This window comes from Micromonospora sp. NPDC003241 (assembly GCF_053589795.1).
In genome coordinates this window covers 43,602-63,506 of sequence record NZ_JBSFSO010000028.1, presented here as the reverse complement: position 1 = coordinate 63,506, position 19,905 = coordinate 43,602, and the positions used below count along the sequence as shown (strand labels likewise).

At 73.1% G+C, this 19,905-nt stretch carries 18 protein-coding genes and 1 pseudogene; 7 read left to right on the top strand and 12 right to left on the bottom strand.

Annotation, left to right across the window (positions count from 1 at the left end; translation table 11 throughout):
* Nucleotides 1-13 precede the first annotated feature (13 nt).
* A complete protein-coding gene (locus ACWDVW_RS21325) occupies nt 14-409 on the top strand; it encodes an ankyrin repeat domain-containing protein (RefSeq protein ID WP_449951539.1) in 396 nt (131 codons plus the stop codon).
* A gap of 9 nt (nt 410-418) precedes the next feature.
* Here ACWDVW_RS21325 and ACWDVW_RS21320 read toward each other — a convergent pair whose 3' ends face one another.
* The 4 genes from ACWDVW_RS21320 to secA2 form a co-directional block, all read right to left on the bottom strand.
* Entirely contained in the window at nt 419-1,186 is a 768-nt protein-coding gene (locus ACWDVW_RS21320; RefSeq protein ID WP_449951536.1) for a class I SAM-dependent methyltransferase, read from the bottom strand.
* A 105-nt stretch (nt 1,187-1,291) separates the two neighbouring features.
* A complete protein-coding gene (locus ACWDVW_RS21315) occupies nt 1,292-1,795 on the bottom strand; it encodes a DUF2231 domain-containing protein (RefSeq protein ID WP_396747721.1) in 504 nt (167 codons plus the stop codon).
* 71 nt (nt 1,796-1,866) lie between these two features.
* A complete protein-coding gene (locus ACWDVW_RS21310) occupies nt 1,867-2,607 on the bottom strand; it encodes an ANTAR domain-containing protein (protein WP_449951603.1) in 741 nt (246 codons plus the stop codon).
* A 183-nt stretch (nt 2,608-2,790) separates the two neighbouring features.
* Nucleotides 2,791-5,085, bottom strand: coding sequence for an accessory Sec system translocase SecA2 (gene secA2 / locus ACWDVW_RS21305; RefSeq protein WP_350697362.1), 2,295 nt, complete (start codon nt 5,083-5,085; stop codon nt 2,791-2,793).
* A 347-nt stretch (nt 5,086-5,432) separates the two neighbouring features.
* Between secA2 and ACWDVW_RS21300 the strand changes: the two genes are divergently transcribed.
* The 3 genes from ACWDVW_RS21300 to ctaD all read left to right on the top strand — a co-directional run bounded on the left by ACWDVW_RS21300 (nt 5,433) and on the right by ctaD (nt 9,371).
* Nucleotides 5,433-6,419: a glucosyl-3-phosphoglycerate synthase gene (locus tag ACWDVW_RS21300; protein WP_449951601.1), complete on the top strand. Its 987-nt coding sequence runs from the start codon at nt 5,433-5,435 to the stop codon at nt 6,417-6,419.
* A 138-nt stretch (nt 6,420-6,557) separates the two neighbouring features.
* A complete protein-coding gene (locus tag ACWDVW_RS21295) occupies nt 6,558-7,283 on the top strand; it encodes an ATP-binding protein (RefSeq protein ID WP_449951532.1) in 726 nt (241 codons plus the stop codon).
* Nucleotides 7,284-7,370: 87 nt separating this feature from the next.
* Nucleotides 7,371-9,371, top strand: a complete 2,001-nt coding sequence (gene ctaD / locus ACWDVW_RS21290) for an aa3-type cytochrome oxidase subunit I (RefSeq protein WP_449951529.1) — start codon at nt 7,371-7,373, stop codon at nt 9,369-9,371.
* A gap of 84 nt (nt 9,372-9,455) precedes the next feature.
* On the opposite strand, the gene ACWDVW_RS21285 is transcribed toward ctaD, so the two are convergent.
* The 4 genes from ACWDVW_RS21285 to ACWDVW_RS21270 form a co-directional block, all read right to left on the bottom strand.
* Nucleotides 9,456-10,319, bottom strand: a complete 864-nt coding sequence (locus tag ACWDVW_RS21285; protein WP_449951527.1) for a SigB/SigF/SigG family RNA polymerase sigma factor — start codon at nt 10,317-10,319, stop codon at nt 9,456-9,458.
* 218 nt (nt 10,320-10,537) lie between these two features.
* A complete protein-coding gene (locus tag ACWDVW_RS21280; protein ID WP_449951599.1) occupies nt 10,538-11,959 on the bottom strand; it encodes a hypothetical protein in 1,422 nt (473 codons plus the stop codon).
* A gap of 76 nt (nt 11,960-12,035) precedes the next feature.
* On the bottom strand, nt 12,036-13,121 hold the full coding sequence (locus ACWDVW_RS21275; RefSeq protein ID WP_449951524.1) for a thiamine pyrophosphate-binding protein: 1,086 nt from the start codon (nt 13,119-13,121) through the stop codon (nt 12,036-12,038).
* Nucleotides 13,114-14,232 (bottom strand): baeRF2 domain-containing protein, encoded by a 1,119-nt coding sequence (locus tag ACWDVW_RS21270; protein ID WP_449951521.1) that lies wholly within the window; start codon nt 14,230-14,232, stop codon nt 13,114-13,116. Before ACWDVW_RS21270 ends, ACWDVW_RS21275 begins: the two co-directional genes overlap by 8 nt.
* A 148-nt stretch (nt 14,233-14,380) precedes the next feature.
* Here ACWDVW_RS21270 and ACWDVW_RS21265 point away from each other — a divergent pair, with 148 nt between their 5' ends.
* Nucleotides 14,381-14,920, top strand: a complete 540-nt coding sequence (locus ACWDVW_RS21265; RefSeq protein WP_396747703.1) for a hypothetical protein — start codon at nt 14,381-14,383, stop codon at nt 14,918-14,920.
* Nucleotides 14,921-14,923: 3 nt separating this feature from the next.
* Here ACWDVW_RS21265 and ACWDVW_RS21260 read toward each other — a convergent pair whose 3' ends face one another.
* Nucleotides 14,924-15,271: a DUF3817 domain-containing protein gene (locus ACWDVW_RS21260; RefSeq protein WP_449951518.1), complete on the bottom strand. Its 348-nt coding sequence runs from the start codon at nt 15,269-15,271 to the stop codon at nt 14,924-14,926.
* 101 nt (nt 15,272-15,372) lie between these two features.
* Here ACWDVW_RS21260 and ACWDVW_RS21255 point away from each other — a divergent pair, with 101 nt between their 5' ends.
* Both ACWDVW_RS21255 and ACWDVW_RS21250 read left to right on the top strand, forming a co-directional pair.
* Nucleotides 15,373-16,851 (top strand): glutamate--cysteine ligase, encoded by a 1,479-nt coding sequence (locus ACWDVW_RS21255; protein WP_449951516.1) that lies wholly within the window; start codon nt 15,373-15,375, stop codon nt 16,849-16,851.
* An 86-nt stretch (nt 16,852-16,937) separates the two neighbouring features.
* Nucleotides 16,938-17,972 (top strand): hypothetical protein, encoded by a 1,035-nt coding sequence (locus ACWDVW_RS21250; protein ID WP_449951514.1) that lies wholly within the window; start codon nt 16,938-16,940, stop codon nt 17,970-17,972.
* 7 nt (nt 17,973-17,979) lie between these two features.
* Here ACWDVW_RS21250 and ACWDVW_RS21245 read toward each other — a convergent pair.
* The 3 genes and pseudogenes from ACWDVW_RS21245 to ACWDVW_RS21235 all read right to left on the bottom strand — a co-directional run.
* Nucleotides 17,980-18,327, bottom strand: a pseudogene (locus ACWDVW_RS21245) (serine hydrolase); the annotation flags it as partial.
* On the bottom strand, nt 18,291-19,223 hold the full coding sequence (locus tag ACWDVW_RS21240) for a hypothetical protein (protein WP_449951596.1): 933 nt from the start codon (nt 19,221-19,223) through the stop codon (nt 18,291-18,293). The pseudogene ACWDVW_RS21245 and the gene ACWDVW_RS21240, both read right to left, overlap by 37 nt.
* A gap of 257 nt (nt 19,224-19,480) precedes the next feature.
* Nucleotides 19,481-19,804, bottom strand: coding sequence for a hypothetical protein (locus tag ACWDVW_RS21235; RefSeq protein ID WP_449951511.1), 324 nt, complete (start codon nt 19,802-19,804; stop codon nt 19,481-19,483).
* Between the last annotated feature and the right edge of the window lie 101 nt (nt 19,805-19,905).

Here is a 19,905-nt window from a genome sequence, read left to right as displayed (position 1 = left end):
CTAACCTGTACCGGTGAGCGAGGAACTCGACGCCGAGACCCTGGAGTTCGCGCACCGGATGTTCGACCTGGCGCGCGACGGCGCGACCACCGAACTCGCCGGTTACGTCGACGCGGGGCTGCCGGTCAACCTGACCAACGAGCGGGGCGACAGCCTGCTGATCCTGGCGGCGTACCACGCCCACCCGGAGACCGTCGCCGCCCTGCTGGAGCGCGGCGCCGACCACTCGCGCACCAACGACCGGGGTCAGACCGCCCTGGCCGCGGCGGTGTTCCGCAAGAACGGCCCGGCGGTCCGCGCGCTGCTCGACGCCGGCGCGGACCCGGACGACGGCAACCCGTCCGCCGTCCAGACGGCGCAGTTCTTCGACCTGCCGGAGATGCTCACGCTGCTGCGCCCCACCGCCTGAGCCGAGGGGTCAGGCCGCCGGGCGGGTCGCCTCGACGAGGAAGCGCCGGGCGTGCGCGACGAACGGGCCCTCGGCCTGGATGCGCGCGTGCAGGCGGGCCAGCGCCGGCCGGTGCGCCGCCACGGTGAAGCCGGGTACGGTCCAGACCACCTTGCGCAGGAACCAGACCACCGCGCCGATGTCGTGGAAGACCGTCCGCAGTGTCGCCTCGCGCAGGTCCACCACGGTCAGACCGGCCGCGCGGGCCTGCGCGACCGCCTGCTCCGGATGCCGGTACGCCGGTGGCGGCAACGGCCCGAGGACTGCCTCGCTGAGTTCGCGTACCGTCCCGGGCCCGATCTGCTGCGACAGGAACGTGCCGCCCGGTCGCAGCACCCGCGCCACCTCCGGCCAGTCGGTCCGCACCGGATGCCGGCTGACCACCAGGTCGAAACCGCCGTCGGCGAAGGGCAGCGGCGCGTCCGGGGAGACCGCCACCACGGTCGCGCCGAGCGGGCGCAGGTTCTCCCGGGCCACCGGCACGTTCGGCGGCCACGCCTCGGTCGCCACCAGCCGTCGGGGCGGACGCGGCACCTCGGCGAGCACCTCTCCCCCGCCGGTGTCGATGTCCAGCGCCGCGTCGACCGTCGCCATCCGCGCCGCGACCAGGTGGGCGTACCCCCAGGGTGGACGCTCCTCGGTGGCCCGCCCGGCCAGCCAGTCGAACCCCCACCCCTCGACCGGGGCGGACTCGCCGTCGGCGACCAGGTCCTCGAAGCTCGCTGCGGTGGACACCATCGGGCCAGCGTCCTCGGACCGGCTCCACCCGGCAACCTGATTAGAGATGTAAGCAGGGGTCCCCTGCTATGCACCAGGCGTTAGCAGGGGACCCCTCCTTACATCTCAGTACGGGCGGGGGCGGACCACCTCGACGGTGGGGGCGTCCACGCCGCGCAGGCCGTCGAAGCCGGGCGCCGCCGCGCCGGCGGACTCGAAGTGACGCATCAGCCGCGAGCCGAGGTGCACGCCGACACCGCCGATCGCCAGCGCGACCACCTCGACCACCAGCAGCGCGGGCGCCGCGCCCCGGTTCGGCGCGTCGGCCCGGACCAGGCAGGAGATCAGGAACAGCCCGGCCATGCCGGCGTTGACCAGGTTGAAGGTGATCGCGGTGCGGCGGACCCGGTCCGGCGGCACGTCCCACAGGTCGACCATCCCGGCGATCGCGGTCAACGCCGCCGCCACCAGCGCGGCCACCGCCGTCCAGTAGCCGACCTCACCGAGGAAGACCGGACCGCCGGCCACGTCGGCGAGGTCGAAGATGGTCGCGCAGACGAAGAGCCCGTACGGGAACGTCACCAGCATCGGTTGGATGGGGTGCCCCTGCACCCGCAGCCGGCTCTGCATCGATTCCCCCCTGGGTCGGATCAGCCGTCAGTCCAGGGTGCTACCCGGGTGGCAGCCGGGCGAAACGACGCTCAGTTGTCGCGCGGCCGGGAGACGGTGCTGACCAGCCGCTCAGCGACCTCCCGCAACGGGATGGACAGCGACGAGGCGGCGCTGCGCAGCACCTCGAGGGCGTCCTCGGCCGGGCAGCCGCGCTGCGTCATGATCACTCCGACGGCATGGCCGATCACACCGTCGGCCAGCAACGCGGCGTCCTGTTCACCGACCAGCGCGGCTCGCCGCTCCCGCTCGCGGACGGCGGCCAACAGCAGGCCGGCGTGCTCGGCGAGCAGCATCGCCGTCAACTGGTGACCGGTGGAGAGCACATCGCACTCGCCGGCGTAGAGGTTGACCGCCCCGATCACCTGGTCGTCGATGTCGACCGGCGCGGAGATCACGCCGTGTACGCCGAGTTCCCGCGCCCGGGGCGTCCAGTCCGGCCAGCGGGACTCGGCGTCGAGGTTCTCGGCACCGACCATCTCCCGACGGCGGATCGCCTCCATCGCCGGGGTGTCCGGGCCGTAGCTGAGGTCGTCCAACCCGGCGAGCGGGGCGTCGGAGGCGGCCACCCCGGCGGGCTCGCCGGCCCGCAGCGCGGTGAAACCGCACCAGCTCACCCCGGCCAGAGCGTCACGGGTGATGCCTGCCAGCGCGGTGAGCGCCGCGTCGAAGTCCTCCACCCCGATCAGCCCGGCGGTGAGTTCCCGCAGCAGAGCTGCCGTCTCCAGGACGCCGAGGGTCTCGGCCGGCGGAGGGCTGGTCTCCAGGTTCACCGGCAGCCCGCCCCGGTACCCGCGGCCAGCGTCGTCACCTGACTCCTCCTCGGTCTGCGCCTCGACCTGACGGCGGCTCCGGTAGCACGGACCCGCCCTACTACCCACCGAAACATGGGTCGAAACGGCGCAAACCGGAGCCCCTCCCAGGGTACGACGACCACCGGGAGGGGCGTGGCCGGGTCAGCGGGAACCGGCTCCGGAGAGGCGACGGCCGACCGAGGCGATCAGTCGGTCCAGCTCGGAGCCGAACGGGTTGTCGTGCACCAGGTAGGTCCAGGTGGCACTGGGCCGGCTCAGCTCGGACTCGTCCGGCTCCCAGTCCTCGTCGAACTCGGTCTCCTCGAACGTGGCCAGCGTGCGAGCCTCGATCTCGGGCACCAGGTTGGTGAACGCGGGCACGGCGGCGCGGTGGAACTCGTCCAACGGGTCGAGCCGGCCCAGGGCCCGCAGGTGCACGCCCTCGCGTACCTCGGAGAGCTCGGCCAGGTGCGCGGCCCAGAGCCGGTCGAGGTGGTAGAGCGCGATCGACCGGGCGGCCCGGGCGAGCAGGTCCTCGTCCATCTCGCCGGCCTTGTCGGGCATCTTGTCCAGCAGCATCAGCGCCGCGACGTCACTGGTCAGCAGCCGCTCCCGCCGCTCGGCGAGCGCCTTGCGCTGCTGCTCGATGACCACGCTGTAGCGCCAGGTGTTGCGGTGGATCTCGTGGTTGACGCCTTCCGCGACCCGCTGCGCGTGCTCCACGGCGTAGTCCACCTGCGCGTCGGTGACCAGGCCGTCGGCGTTCATCCGGGGCGACGCCGGCACGGTGTCGCCGGCGTGCCGGACCACCAGGTCGTCCTCCAGGCTGACGAAGAAGACCGACCCGCCCGGGTCGCCCTGCCGCCCGGCCCGACCCCGGAGCTGGTCGTCGACCCGGCGGCTGTCGTGCCGGCCACTGCCCATCACGTAGAGGCCGCCCAGCTCGGCGACCTGGTCGCGGTCGGCCTGGTCGCTGCCGCCGAGACGGATGTCCACGCCCCGACCGGCCATCTGGGTGGAGACGGTCACCGTGCCGTGGGCGCCGGCCTCGGCGATGATCGCCGCCTCCTCGTCGTCGTTCTTGGCGTTGAGTACCACGCAGGGCACGCCGGCCGCGTGCAGACCGGCGGCGAGCTGCTCGGACTCCTTCACGTCGAGCGTGCCCACCAGCACCGGACGCCCGTCGGCGTGGCAGCGCCGGATCTCGTCGATCAGCGCCTCCTCCTTCTCGGCCCGGGTGGCGTAGATGCGGTCCGGCTCGTCCACCCGCACGCACGGGGTGTTCGGCGGGATCACCGCGACCTCCAGGCCGAAGAACTCCCGGAGCTGGTCGCCGACCAGCACCGCGGTGGCGGTCATGCCGCACACCTTGGGGTAGAGGCCGATGTACGCCTGCACGGCGATGGTGCCCAGCACCTCGCCCTCGGCGGTGGCGTCCAGCCCCTCCTTGGCCTCGACCGCGGCCTGGAGCCCGTCGGGCCAGCGACGCCGCTGGGCGACCCGGCCCCGCATCTCGTCGATCAGCTCGACCGTGCCGTCGCGGACGATGTAGTCCACGTCCCGGTGCAGCAGGGCGTGCGCGTGCAGCGCCACGTTCACCGCGGAGAGCTGCTCGACGTTCTCCTCGTCGTACAGGTCGATGCCGAGCTTGGCCTCGACGGCGGCCAGGCCGGCGGAGGTGAAGGCGGCACTGCGGCCGTCCTCGGCGACCGTGTAGTGCTTGCCCTTGCGCAGGCCGCGGACCAGTCCGGCGGCGGTGTGCACGGGGTCCTGCTCGCCCGGCACCGAACCGGCGAGCACCATCGGCACCCGGGCCTCGTCGATCAGGATCGAGTCCGCCTCGTCGACGATGGCGGTGCGCAGCGGCGGCTGGACCCGGTCGGCGATGTCGGTGACGAGCTGGTCGCGCAGGAAGTCGAAGCCGGCCTCGCTGACCGAGACGTAGGTGACGTCGCAGGCGTACGCGGCCCGCCGCTCGATCGGGGTGGACGCCTCGTTGACCCACCCGACGGTGAGCCCGAGCAGCGTGTAGACCGGCTCCATCCACTGGGCGTCGCGGCGGGCCAGGTAGTCGTTGACGGTGAGCACGTGCACCGGGCCGTTGCCGAGCCGGACGTGCCCGTACGCGGCGATGGCGGCGGTCAGCGTCTTGCCCTCACCGGTGGCCATCTCGGCGACCTTGCCGGAGAGCAGCGACATCGCGCCGAGGAGCTGGACGTCGTACGGCCGTTGGTCGAGGCCACGACGGGCGGCCTCGCGGCCGAGCGCGCAGATCTCCTCGTAGCTCGACGCGGCGTCGGCGGCCTCGGTGAGTTCGGCGTCGTCGAACGCCGAGACCTTCTCCTCGCGGGCCTCGATGGCCGGCAGCAGCTTCTCCAGCGGGGCCAGATCGACCGTGGTCCCCGGGCGCTGGAGGAACCGGCGGAACCTGGTCTTCAACCGTTGCGACACACCCATGAGCCGCAACGGTACGCGACCGGAGGCCGGTTGTGACGGCCCGACCGGCGTGCCGTCGCGTGAGACCGGCCCCCTGGACCGCTCCCCGGCCGTCCGGAGGCGGTGACTGCGCAGGTCAGCGCCGTTTCGGACGCCGCGCGGTCCCGGCGGCGTTCCTCGTCGGGTACGTGCCCGGACCGCCCGCAATCAAACGTTCATCCGGCGGGAACGTACCCGGAGCACGGTGGTGATCAAGCTGGGTGATGGATCCGATTAGCGTGCGGGGGGCTGGGAAATCCGACTCCCGGTCTTCCCGCGACGGTCAGGGGGTGCCTGTGCGGAACACTGAATCTCTGGTCTCGCCCGTGGTGGAGGCCTGGGCCACGTATCGGACGACCTCGGCGGCCGACTGGCCGACGCGGCGGCTGCTGCGGGCCAAGGGCGACAGCCGGGTCAGCGTGGTGCTGCCGGCGCGCAACGAGGAGGCCACCGTCGGGGCGATCGTGTCGACCATCCGCGAACACCTGATGGACCGGGTGCCGCTGGTCGACGAGCTGATCGTGGTGGACTCGCGGTCCACCGACCGGACCGCCGAGGTGGCGCGGGCGGCCGGCGCCGAGGTGGTCGGCCAGGACGCGATGACCCAGGGGCTGCCCCGGCTGACCGGCAAGGGCGACGCGCTCTGGGCCGGGCTGGCCGCGGCGGAGGGTGACGTGGTGGCGTTCGTCGATGCCGACCTGCGGGAGTTCCGCCCGCACTTCGTCACCGGGCTGATCGGCCCGCTGCTCACCGACCCGTCGGTCGACTTCGTCAAGGGCTTCTACCACCGGCCTCTGATCAACACCAGCGGGGTGGAGGCCGACGGTGGTGGCCGGGTGACCGAGCTGATGGCCCGACCGATGCTCAACCTGTTCTGGCCGGAGCTGGCCGGTTTCGTGCAGCCGCTGGCCGGTGAGTACGCCGGCCGCCGCGAGGTGCTGGCCCAGGTGCCCTTCGTCTCCGGTTACGGCGTGGAGACCGCGATGCTGATCGACCTGCTGGAGCTCGTCGGGCTGGACGCACTGGCCCAGGTCGACCTCGGCGAGCGCAAGCATCGGCACCAGGACACCGCCGCGCTGGGCCGGATGTCCGCGCAGATCATGCTCACCGCCTGGTCGCGGTTGCAGCGCCGGGGCTGGGCCGGCCCGGACGTGCTGCCCACCGCGCTGCTCACCCAGTTCCGCCGGGGCGGGTCCGACGCGCTGCCGAACCTGGACCGGGAGATCGTGGTCAGCGACGTGTCGGTCCAGGAGCGTCCGCCGCTGGCGGAGCTGCGGCACCGGGTGCCGCGACGCCGGGTGGCCGCCGCGTCGTGACGCCGCTCGTCGCGGTAACGCTCCCACGCGGTACGGGTGGGTGACCGCAGCCCGGCACGGTTTCGCCCGACGGCCGGCCGGGTAGTTGGCAGACCTTGCGGCGGGCATAGAAGCGGGCGAGACAAGTCGAGGGCGGAGATGGCGAGCCGGATCACCTGTGAGGTAGCCGACGGAGCACCAGTCACGGTCCTCCGGCTCGCCGGCACTCTCGACCTGACCACCACGCGGGAGGCGTACGGCGTGCTGGACCGGTGCCTGTCGGCCCAGCCCGACGCGCTGGTGGTGGACCTGTCCGGGCTGCGGGTGGAGGACCCGCTGGCGGTGTCGGTCTTCGCCGCCGCCGCGCGCCGGGCCGCCGGCTGGCCGGTGGTGCCGATGGTGCTCTGCGCGCCGGGCCCGACGGCGGACTCGCTGACCGACTCGACGGCCTGCCGGGTGGTGCCGATGCGAAACTCCTGCGACGAGGCGACCCGGGTGGCCGGCGCGTCGGCCGTGCCCCGGCTGCGGGTGCGGCTGGAGCCGGTGGCGGCAGCCTGCCGGCGGGCCCGGGAGCTGGTCGTGGACGCCTGCGCGCGGTGGAACCTGCCGGAGGCGGTCGGCCCGGCCTCGGTGGTGCTCAGCGAACTGGTCGGTAACGTGGTCCGGCACGCGGGCACGCCGATGCAGGTGACCGTGACGCTGCGGCGGCCGTGGCTGCACCTGGCGGTGGTCGACGGCAGCAGCGTGCCGGCCCGACCCGGCCGGTCGGGGCACCGCGACGAGGGCGGTCGGGGCCTGCTGCTGGTACGCGAGCTGACCGACCGCTGGGGCAGCGCGCCGGCCGGTGACGGAAAGGCCGTTTGGGCCACGCTACCGGCCAATTGACCGAAATTCCCCCTCTCGCCTGGTTACATGGTCGACGGGGCGGGTAGCCACGCCCGTCCTTTTGCGTCGTCAGCGGGGTGAGAGCGCATGCCCAAGCGGGTAACCACCGAACCCGGACAGGACCGAGGGCCGGCCATCCTGGCCCCGGCCCGGTTCGGCGGCTACCCGGGCCCGCTCCGCACGCCACTGCCCGGCGCGAAGCTGGTCAGGTTCCTGGCCACCACCGACCACAAGCAGATCGGCCTGCTCTATCTGCTCACCTCGTTCGGCTTCTTCGTGCTGGCCGGGATCGAGGCGATGCTGATCCGCGCCGAACTGGCCCGCCCGGGTCTGCAGTTCCTCTCGCCGGAGCAGTACAACCAGTTGTTCACCTCGCACGGCGCGGTGATGCTGCTGCTGTTCGCCACGCCCGCCGCGTTCGGGTTCGGCAACTACATCGTGCCGATCCAGATCGGCGCGCCGGACGTGTCGTTCCCCCGGCTGAACGCGCTGGCGTACTGGCTGTACCTGTTCGGCGGGCTGATGGTGATCGGCGGGTTCTTCACCCCGCAGGGCTCGGCGGACTTCGGGTGGACCGCCTACACGCCGTTGAGCACGGTGGAGCACTCCCCCGGCGTCGGCGCGAACATGTGGGTGGTCGGCCTGGTCGTGTCGGGTCTGGGCACCATCCTCGGCGCGGTCAATCTGATCACCACGATCCTGACCCTGCGTGCGCCCGGCATGACCATGTTCCGGCTGCCGATCTTCACCTGGAACATGCTGTTCACCAGCGTGCTGGTGATCCTGGTCTTCCCGCTGCTGGCCGCCGCGCTGCTGGCGCTGACCGCCGACCGGCTGCTCGACGCGCAGGTGTTCAACCCGGACACCGGCGGGCCGATGCTGTGGCAGCACCTGTTCTGGTTCTTCGGGCACCCCGAGGTCTACATCATCGCGTTGCCGTTCTTCGGCATCATCACCGAGGTCATCCCGGTCTTCTCCCGTAAGCCGATCTTCGGTTACACCGGCCTGGTGCTGGCCACCATCGCGATCACCGTGCTGTCGATGACGGTGTGGGCGCACCACATGTTCGCCACCGGCCAGGTGCTGCTGCCGTTCTTCAGCATCCTGAGCTATCTGATCGCGGTGCCGACCGGGGTGAAGTTCTTCAACTGGATCGGCACCATGTGGAAGGGGCAGCTCACCTTCGAGACGCCGATGCTGTTCTCCATCGGCTTCCTGGTGACCTTCCTGCTCGGCGGCCTCACCGGCGTACTCCTGGCCAGCCCGCCGGCCGACTTCCACACCCACGACACCTACTTCGTGGTGGCGCACTTCCACTACGTGGTCTTCGGCACGGTGGTCTTCGCGCTCTTCGCCGGCTTCTATTTCTGGTGGCCCAAGATGACCGGGCGGCTGCTCGACGAGCGGCTCGGCAAGATCCATTTCTGGACCATGTTCGTCGGTTTCCACGGCACCTTCCTGGTGCACCACTGGCTGGGCAACGAGGGCATGCCCCGGCGGTACGCCGACTACCTGCCCACCGACGGCTTCACCACGCTCAACACGATCTCCAGCGTCTTCTCCTTCGTGCTGGGCGCGTCCACGTTGTTCTTCATCTGGAACGCCTGGAAGTCCTGGCGGTTCGGCGCCCAGGTGACGGTGGACGACCCGTGGGGTTTCGGCAACTCCCTGGAGTGGGCGACCACCTGCCCGCCGCCGCTGCGCAACTTCGACCGGATGCCGCGAATCCGCTCCGAGCGCCCGGCCTTCGACGCCAAGTACGGCGAACTCGTCTCCGACCTGGGTCGCGACCTTCCGCAGCGGACGGTCAAGCCGCCGCAGGACTTCCGCGACGAACTGCACCGCGAGACGCAGCCGCCCGAGTCGCCGGCGGCCGGGGGCGCACACGGCGCGCCGGAGGCCGAGGCGTACCAACCCGCGCCGCAGTCCGGGGCCCGGCCGGTGCAGGTGCCGGCGCCGGAGGAGGTGCGTCGTCCCAGCTTCGCCGACACCGACGAGCCGGAGGACAACCCGCTGGGCGCCGAGCGCCGGGAGCAGAACGACCGGTGGCGGCACCCGCGCGGGCGCGGTGACGGCACCGAGAACTGAGCCGGATCGCACGTACCGCTGGGCGGGGGGAAGCGTTAGGAGGGGTCCCCTGCTATGCACGAGGCGTTAGCAGGGGACCCCTCCTTACCGAACTGTCGTCCGCGCCGTCTTCGTGGTCTCGGACTCGGCCGGGCCGTTCTGCCACGGCGGCGGCGCGTCGGCGAGCATCGCCTGGCGCAGCCAGGTCAACGCCCGGGACAGCAGCCGGGACACGTGCATCTGGGAGATGCCGAAGCGGGCGGCGATCTCGGCCTGGGTCTGGTTGCCGTAGAAGCGCATCGCCAGGATCCGCCGTTCCCGCCAGGGCAGCCGGTGCAGCAGTCCGCTGACCGTCACCCGGTCGTCGACGGACTCCAGCGCGATGTCCGACTCGCCCACCAGGTCGCCGAACTCCGCCGAGCTCTCCCCGCCGACCGGCGCGTTGAGCGAAGCCGGACTGTAGCCGGCCGCCGACTCCAGCGCGGCGAGGATCTCCGCCTCCGGCGTCTCCAGCCGCTTGGACAACTCGGCCACCGTGGGCGCGCGGGACAGTTCGCTGGTCAGCGCCGCCGTCGCCTGCCCGACCTCCAGGATCAGGTCACGCAGTCGGCGGGGCACGTGCACACCCCAGGTGCGATCCCGGAAATGCCGCTTGATCTCACCCACGATGGTGATCGCGGCGTACGCGGTGAACGAGCCGCGTTCCGGGTCGTACCGGTCGACGGCGTTGACCAGCCCCAGACGGGCCACCTGTTCCAGGTCCTCCAGCGGTTCCCCGCGTCCCCGGTAGCGCCGGGCCAGCCGGCCCGCGAACGGCAACGCGAAGCGGACCAGGTCGTCGCGCGCCTCGTGGCGGCGCTCGGGCGGCAGACCCTCGATCCGCGCCGCGTACGCGAGCGCCGCCGCGTCGAGATCCTCCAGTCCCCGATCCGTCGGTGGTGGTGTGGTCGTGGTGGTCTGTCCGAACATCCGCGCCTCCCTCAGGAAGGACCCCCGCCCGGATTCGTGGACACCGGGCACGCGCGTGGACACGCACGGGCCGAAAAGTGGGTTCGTGATTGGGATGCCAGCGGGCGACGCCACGCCACGGCACAGGTGATCAGCCTGTCGCAGCCGGCGGTGTTCCCGCTCCGTAGGTACTCAATCACGGCGGCACGGGTTCGCGAGGATGTTTCGTCAGCCCCGCCTCAACAGATGAGCAGGCCGAGCGGGGTGCCGCTGGCGCGCAGCGCGGCCAGGGCGTCGGACACCCGAAGCGGCGGCAGGACGGGCAGGTCGTACGGCTGGGCGCGGAGCACCTCGGTGGCCCGGCGGGTGGGCACGGAGGTGACCGGGTAGCCCCGGGCGGTGGCGCGGTCCAGGGCCCGACGGCGACGCCCGAACCCGGCGACGGCCAGCCACTGCGGCAGCCCGGCCAGCGCCGGCGAGCGCACCCCGGGCGGCTCGGGGAGGACGTCCACCGAGGCGAACGGCTCGCTGCCGGCAAGCCACCACTCGGCCTGCTCGACGCTGCGCCGGGTGGCGTTCTCGCACCAGTACGGCACCATCCCCGCCCGCACCACCTGCCACGGGTCGAGCAGTCGGCCGCATTCCACCACCAACCGGTCACCGGTCTTGCCGGCGGCGCGCAGCCAGCTCCGGTACAGGTCGGCCACGGCGGCGCTGAGCACCTCCGGTCCCGGGAACAGCAGCCGGTGCACCGGTCGTCCGGCGCGGGCGGTCCACTCCCGGACGGCGCGGTCCAGACCGGGCTCCACGCCGTGCTCGGCGGCGGCCGGTGGGGCGGAGATCTCCGGCGGGTCCCAGTTCACGCCGTCGCCCCCGGCCGAGCGCAGCACCTGCCGCAGCGCGTGGCTGTCTGGGTGGAAGTCGACCGGTTCCAGCCCGCTGGCCGGGGAGCCGACCTGGAAGCTGTGCCCGTCGGCGGCGTCGTGCACCGGCCAGGTCCGCGCGTCGCTGAGCACCAGCACCGGCGCGCCGGGCGTCAACCGGTCGGTCAGGAACCGCCGGTACGCGGTCGGCAGTGTCCGCCAGCGGGCGGTCAACGAGACCGTGACGCCGGCCAGCGAGCCCCGGCTGGCCGGGCAGTGCACCTGGCGTACGTGCAGGTCGGGATTGCCGGCCAGCAGCCGTCCGGTGAGGGCGGCGCCGTGGTCCAGGGCGGCGCGGGGGCGGTCCACCGCGCCGCGCGGCCAGTGCGCGGTCATCTCGAACCCGGCGGGCAGCCACGGCATCCCGAGCGCGGTCGCCAGGTGGGCGGCGGCGCCGTGCGGCGAGCCCAGCAGCACCCCGGGGTACCGGCCGCGCGGGTACTGGTCGACGAACCACCCGGCGACCCGGGCGGCGTCGACCTCGGCGGCCTGTCCGGCGGTCAGGGCCACCCGACCGGCGGTACGCGCGGCGGCGGCCCGACGGATCGGGTCCGGGGTGCCGGCGAAGCGGGACACCGGCCCGACGTGACCGAGATCGGCACAGTCGGCGCCGCGGAGCGCGCGGGCGATGGCCGCGACGAGAATCCGGGAGGTGCTGCCCACCGCGACCACCCGGTCGCCGGCCAGCCCCGCACCCGCTGCCGTGAGTCCCGGTCGCGATCCTCGCGCCGGCCCCACCGTGCCCCGTTCGCTCACGCGGCCCGGCTTCCCGCCCGGATGCGGCTTAAACAGGGCATCCCTCCACCGAGCGGGATCAATCAGGTGATCTTCGTCCGTCCACCCCGACGGTGCGCAACGCCCCGGCGAGGCCCACGCCGACCGGACCGACCACCAGTTCCAGCAGGCACGGCCGATCAGCGCCGAACGCCTCGGCCCCGGCCGCTCCGATCAGCTCCGGCCGGTCGATTCGGATGCCGCGCAGCCCCAGCAGACGGGCCCAGCCCGCGTACGGGACGTCGTCGGCGGGCGGGCGGGGCGCCTGCGCGTACCGGGGATGCCCGGACCGGGTGTTCAGCACCAGCAGCACCAGGCGCGGGTCGGTCCACGCCGCCCGGTGCCGGGCGACGGCGACCAACTCGGCCAGCCCGGAGGCGCGCATCCCCTCGTCGGCGACGACGGCGAGCACCGGGCGGTCCGGCGCGGCCAGCTTGGCGGCCAGCGCGTACGGCAGGGCGGTGCCGGGTGCACCATCGGTGCGCAGCACCTCGACACCGGCCGGTACGCGCAGGTGGCGGGCGTACCCGGCAACGGTGCCGCCACCGTCCACGGTCACCGCGCCGCCCGCCGGCAGTCGGGTGACCAGGTCGTCGAGGGCCTGCCCCGGGTCGACCGCCCGGCCGGCGTCTCCGGGGGGACGGCGGCCGGACGCGTCACCGGGCAGCACCAGGCAGACCGGGCCGCCGCCGCGCAGCGCGCTGCCCAGCGCCTCGTCCACCAGCTCCGGCACGCGGGCCGGGTCGGCGGCGTACCGGACGTGCCGGCACGTCCCGGCGAAGCGGGGCCCGTCGTCGCGGTGCCCGTCGAGCTGCTGCTCGCCGAGCACCGCCAGCACCGGCAGGCCGGCCCGGCGGGCGGCGTCGAGACCGCCGAGCAGCCCCAGCGCGTCCGGCCCGCCGTCGGAGAGGCAGACGCCGACCCCACCGGCGAACCGGGCGTGCCCGGCGGCCATCAGTGCGGCGCTCTCGGCGTGCCGCACCGGGACGAACTCCGGCTCGCCACCGGCCGCGTGCACCGCCTCGACCAGCGGCGCGGTCGCCGGGCCCGGCGCGCCGTAGACCCGCGCGACCCGCCAGGCCAGCAACCGTGCGACGACCGCGTCCGCGACGGCCGGGTCAGGCACCGCCCCGTCCCGGGGTGACCGGGTCGACGTAGCGCAGCACCGCGCCGACGCCCTCCACCAGCTCCGGAGCCTCGTCCGGGCCCAGCACGGTCAGCTCGGCGTCGGTGCCGACCAGGGCCCGCACCAGCGCCGCGTCGGCGCGTACCCGGGCCGGGTCCGACACGGTGGCGAGCTGGCTCGGGTCGGTGGCGATGTCGGTGGCCGCCGGGCCGATCCAGAGTTCCCCGTCGGCGGACGGGTCGTCCACCAGCAGCATCGTGTCGACCTGGTTGCGTTGCAGCGCGGCGACCACGGCGTCGAGTCCGGCGCCGACGTCCTCCTGCGTGCCGAAGCGGTCCAGCGCGGCGGTGACCCGCTGGTCGGCCACCTCGGCGATGGTCTGCACGGTCAGGTCGTCGAGCAGGCTCTGGTCGGCCCCCTCGGCCCGGGACCCGGCGTCGGTGCGGACCACCATGTCCTGCCAGCGGGCCGGCATCTGGGCGGCGATCATGCCGGTGGCCCGGATGTCACCGGCCACCACGACCACCTCGGCACCGACCCGTTCGGCCAGCTCCACGGTGGCGGCGGTGACGTCGCCCGCGTTGTGGTGCCACGCCTCCATGGCGGCGCGCTGGTAGCGCGACTGGGACCAGCCGCCGGGCTTGACCCGGCGCAACTGGAAGCTCTCCCGACCGGTGACGTGCGCCCGTCGGGGCACCCCACCGGCGCTGACCGACATCGCGTCGGCGCCGGTCCGGTCGGCCAGCACCCGCACCCACGCGACCTGCTCGCCCCGTTGGGCCAGCAACGGCATCACGTGCGGCAGCGGCGCGTACGCGGCCAGGTCCCGCCGGGGCGGCGCGGACAGGTACTCGGAGAGCACCACCCGCCCCTGGGCGCCGAAGACGGCCAGCCCGTAGTCCCCGGGCATCGGGTCGTGGCCACGCACCACCCGGTCGATGGCGGCGATGGTCGGTTCGTCGGCGCCCTGCTCGGCGAGCTGCTGTTGCAGACCGCGCCAGCGCAGGTCGAGTGCGGCGTGGGCGTCCTCGGTGTCCATCGAGGCATCCAGGTAGACCGAGCACCACGGACCTGGGCGCTGGTAGAGCGGGCGCAGGAAGGACAGCTGCATGCTCGACCCCTTTCCGGCTCGGCCCACCGCTTACCCGCACCACCCGGCTTGTCACCTGCCGGCCACTGCGTGACCGGTTTTCATTCACGTCGTTCAACCCCGAGGATCGATACGATCTGTAGGCGAAAGCGGACTCTGGGTGGTGGACATGGACACGACGTCGTACTCCCGACGCAGCCTGCATCCGACGGGTCGGATCCTCACCGCGCAGATCGTGCGGCTGATGGACGGTTACCCGCGAGAGGTGCGCGTGGGGCAACCGGTGCTGGTGGTGGTGGTCGCCGCCGCCGGGTTGATCGGCCTGCTCGCCAAGCTGGTCCGGGCCGCGCTCAGCGCCGGGTCCGGCACCGGCCGACGCAGCTTCAAGGAGCTGAAGAAGGGGCCGGAGTACCTGGTCACCCCGGTCCGCCTGCGCGACTCGGACGGCAAGTTGTACGAGGTGGAGCTGCACGGGCACCTGCCGCAGAGCGCGCTGCACCCGGCCGACCACGTCCAGCTCACCCTGCGCGACCAGGGCGACCCGGACCTGGCACCGAAGATCGAACGGATCGTCAACCTGACCACCGGTCAACTGCTGCGGCCGCGCACCGCCACCGTGTGGTCGCACCTCGGCCCGCCGCTGCTGCTCCAGGCCATGCTGGGCCTGCTGCTCCTGGCCGGTCTGGCCGCCTGCACCGCGCTGACCTGAGCCTCAGCCGACCGGGGTGGGCTCCCGCTCCGGCGCGGGGCTGGTGTCGAGCATGCCGCGTCGGCGGGCCCAGCGCTCGAAGACGATGGTGGCGAACGGTGGCACCGCGCAGGCCAGCGCCACCACGGTGGCCGTCAGGCTCCACCGGTGCACCCGGGCCACGGCCAGCACGAGCAGCCCGTACACCACGAAGAGCGCGCCGTGGATCGGGCCGAACACCTTGACCCCCAGCTCGTTGTCGGGCGGGCCGTACTTCGCCGCCATGCCGGCCAGCAGGCCGGCCCAGGAGATCGCCTCCGCGATCGCCGCCACCACGAACAGTCGGGTCACCTTTTCGCGCACGTCAGCCATGGTATGTGCCAGCGGATCCGGGAACCGCACGCGGTCGGGGCCTCCGCCCGGATGCATGGACGGGTCACGTCGGGGGTACCAGGGGTGACAGGGTGGTGACCATGGGCGAGGAAGTCGGCGCGCAGACGTTCAGTCGCCAGGATCGGGCTCGCTACCGGGACAAGGTGCGGCGCTGTCTCGACGTCTTCGCCGAGATGCTGCGCGAGTCCCGGTTCGACGTCGACCGGCCGATGACCGGCCTGGAGATCGAGCTGAACCTGGTCGACGAGAACTCCATGCCCACCATGCGCAACGCCGACGTGTTGCGGGAGGTGGCCGACCCGAGTTTCCAGACCGAGCTCGGGCAGTTCAACGTCGAGATCAACGTGGCGCCCCGACGGCTGGCCGGCACCGGCCTCCGCGAGTTCGAGCAGAGCGTACGGGCCAGCCTGAACGCCGCCGACCAGCGCGCCCGGACGGTCGGCGCGCACCTGGTGATGATCGGCATCCTGCCGACCGTCCGCCCCGAGCACCTGACCGCCGACACGCTGTCGAACAATCCCCGCTACGCGCTGCTCAACGAGCAGATCTTCGCCGCCCGTGGCGAGGACCTGCGGATCTCGGTCAACGGGGTGGAACGGCTGTCGGTGACCGCCGACACCATCACCCCGGAGGCCGCCTGCACCAGCACCCAGTTCCACCTTCAGGTCTCCCCGACGCAGTTCGCCGACTACTGGAACGCCGCCCAGGCCATCGCCGGGATCCAGGTGGCGCTCGGCGCGAACTCGCCGCTGTTCTTCGGCCGGGAGCTGTGGCGCGAGACCCGCATCCCGCTGTTCCAGCAGGCCACCGACACCCGCCCCGAGGAGATCAAGACGCAGGGCGTACGGCCCCGGGTGTGGTTCGGGGAACGCTGGATCACCTCGGTCTTCGACCTGTTCGAGGAGAACGTCCGCTACTTCCCGGCACTACTGCCGGTCTGCGACGACGAGGACCCCTCGGAGACGCTGGCCGCCGGTGGCGTACCGAACCTGGCCGAGCTGCGGCTGCACAACGGCACGGTCTACCGTTGGAACCGACCCGTGTACGACGTGCACCGGGGCCGGCCGCACCTGCGGGTGGAGAACCGGGTGCTGCCGGCCGGGCCGACCGTGCTGGACACCGTCGCCAACGGCGCGTTCTACTTCGGACTCGTCCGGGCACTCGCCGAGGCGGACCGTCCGCTGTGGTCGCAGATGTCGTTCAGCGCCGCCGAGGAGAACTTCAACACCTGCGCCCGGCACGGCATCGACGCGCACGTCTTCTGGCCCGGCCTGGGCTACCTGCCCGTCACCGAACTGGTGCTGCGTCGCCTGCTCCCGCTGGCCCAGCAGGGCCTGGACCGGTCGGGCGTCGACCCGGACGAGCGGGACCGCCTGCTCGGCGTCATCGAGCAGCGCTGCCTCACCGGCCGCAACGGCGCGAGCTGGCAGGTGGCCACGCTGCACCGGCTGGAGTCGACCGACCAGCTCGACCGACCGGAGGCGCTGCGCGAGGTGTTGCGGCACTACGTGGAGCTGATGCACAGCAACCGCCCGGTCCACGAGTGGCCGATCCCCTGACGACCTCCCGACACAGAGAGTGACCGGACGGGCACGGGCATTAGCGTAGGAGCGACTTCCTTCCGCCGGGTCGAGAGGATCCGCCGATGCCACCGTCACACCGTCACTCCGTCGCCCGCGCCGCCGTACCGCTGCTCGCGCTCGCCCTGGTCGGCGGCGCCGTCCATCCCCTGCCCGCCACCGCCGGTGCGCGTACCGGCACCACCGGCGAGCTACGGACCACCGTGCGGGACGCCGCCACCGGCGCCGATGCCCGCGGCTGCCTGCACCTGGTCCCGGTCGACCGCGACCCGCTCACCGTCGTCGCCATCGGCGAGGAACAGGTCGGGCGGCTCGCCGGCTGCACCGGGACCGAAGGCGGCGCGGTGGTCGCCACCGACGTGCCCCCCGGCCGCTACCGCCTGCTGGCCCGCCCCTACGAACCCCACCACGGCCTGCAGTGGGTCGGCGCGCACGGCGGCACCGGACAACGGGAGAAGGCGACGGTCGTCACGGTGCGGGCCGGCCGGACCGTGACCGCGCCGACGGTCCGCTTCGACCCGGCGGGCGCGGTGACCGGCCGACTGACCAGGACGGACGGTACGCCGCTGGCCTATTCCGGGTACGCCTCGACGATGCCGGACGTCCCGGACCCCAAGTACGGCGGCCGGGGCGCCCTCAGCGACGACGACGGCCGTTACACGCTGACCGGCCTCGGGCCGTACCACTGGCCGTTGTACTTCAGCGGAACCCGGCTGGCCAGCCAGTGGTCCGGCGGCACCGGTGACTGGCGCCAGGCCCGCACGGTGCGGGTCCGGGCCGGTGCGACCGCCACCCTCGACCAGACGCTGCGCCCCGGCACCGTGGTCAGCGGCACCGTCACCGCCCCGGACATCTCCCACTACGCGCAGGTGATCGCGTTCCACGCCGGCACCGGTGACGTGCTGGGCGTGGCGGACGCGGCCTCCGAGTACACGCTGCGGCTGCTGCCGGGGCAGTCGGTGGTGCTGCGCTGCGACTGCGCGTACACGCCGAGCCGCTGGTATCCGAACGCCGCGCAGATCGGCGGCGCCCAGCCCCTGCGGGTACGGGGCACCCCGTTGACCGCGCACTTCGACTTCACCGGTGCCGCCGTGCCGTGAGCCCGACTCAGCGCAGGGCGGCCAGGGTGAGCGCAGCCGCCCGGGCGAGAAGGGCGTCGTCCGACCCGGCGTCCTTCTCGCCACGGCGGGAGAGCACGGCCAGCACGATCGGAGGCCGGTCCGGCGGCCAGAGCACCGCGATGTCGTTGCGGGTGCCGTACCCGCCGGAGCCGGTCTTGTCCCCCACCACCCAGCCGTCCGGCGCACCCGCCCGGATCGTGGTGTCGCCGGTGGTGTTGCGACGCAGCCAGTCGACCAGCAGCGCGCGGTCCGCGTCGGGCAGCCCGTCGTCGACCGCGTACGCCCGCAGCCGGACCGCTACCGGAACAGCGTGGCGCGCCCGTCGCGGCTGCCCACCAGCCGACCCCGGATGTCCAGGTCGTTCACCTGGTCGGCGGTATCGAGCCCCCGGGTGAACAGGTCGACGGTGCGACCGGCCCACCACAGCACCGGTCGCTGCGCGTAGGAGGGGGTCTCGCTGTATCCGAGGACCACGCCCAGGTCGTTCACGTCGGTCGCCCGACTCCTCGGCCCGCCCAGCGTGCCCAGGTCGGTCAGCACCCCGGCGCGCCAGTGGAAGGCCCGGCCGCCGGCCGAGCCGACCACGTGGCCCAGGTTGTTGATCGCCATCGCGTGGTGACCGATCGGGGTGACGACGCCGTCGCGCAGCCGGCCGCCCACGCAGGTGCACGGGTAGTCGTAGGGCGGGACGTTGAACGTGCCCACCACGTCGCCCCGGTTGTTGAGCCCGTCGGTCGTCTCGTAGAAGTCCTGCCGGCCCAGGTCGGTGAAGACGCCGTCCTGCCAGAGGAAGCGGTGCGGGATGTCGGTGGGCGGGTTGCTCAGCCCGAGCACCTGCCCCCGGTCGTTGACGGCCACCGCCTCGCTGTAGTCGCCGCCGAGGGTGCCCAGGTCGATCATCTGACCGTTGCGCCAGAGCACCGCCCGGGTGATCCATTCCGGCCCGGTCGAGGTGCCGACCACGTCGCCGCGTTCGTTGACGTCGACGGCGGTGGACTCCAGGTGCCCCGGTAAGACGCCGAGGTCGGTCATCACCCCGCCGCGCCACACGAACGCGTGCCGGGCGCCGCCGGCCGTCAGGCTCCAGCCGACGACCGTGCCCCGGTCGTTCGTCGCGGTGGCGGCGCTGGCGGCACCGCCCAGGGTGCCCAGGTCGACGGCGCGGTAGGTGAGCGGGGTGGCGTAGGCGGCAGAGGCGGGCAGGACGGTCAGCGCGGACGCGACCAGCACGGTCGCGGTCACGGCGGCGGACAGGCGGGTCGACAACCTCAACGGGTCCTCCTCGGGAAGCGGGTGACCGGTCGGCGCCGCCTCTCACCGAGCGTGGACGAAACGCGACCGGACGGCTACGCACAGTAGAGCGCACACCGCGAGAAGGTCACCTCGGTCGATCGGTCATCGATCGATGGCCGCGCGCCGCCCAGTCACACCGCCCCCGGTCGCCGGGCGTACCGCCGGACTCGGCGCGGTCGACGCGCGGCAGCGGATCAGCCGCCCGCCTGCCACACCTTCCAGAGGCCATAGAGGGCCGAGACGCCGAGTGCCACCGTGCCCAACACGACCGCCTGGCGGCGCTGGGCACTCGGACGCACCTGGGCGACGACGGTGGCCACGTAGAGCAGCGCCACGATGATCGTCCAGGCCCACGCGGTGGAGATCCGTTCGTCGACCCGGCATCCGGCGGGCGCGGGATGGATCGCCGGGCACACGTCGACGCGCGGCACGGCCAGATACCAGAAGCCGGCCCAGGCGAGGAACGCGACGACGCTCGCCACGGCGACCGCCAGCCAGGGTCGGACGGCTGCGGGCACGGCCACCTCCTTCGGGGACACCCGGGGCGTCGGACGTGCGGGACACCCGGGGGCGGCCAGCGTACCGGTCGCGGATCGGCCCGCCGGAGACGGCACCGCCC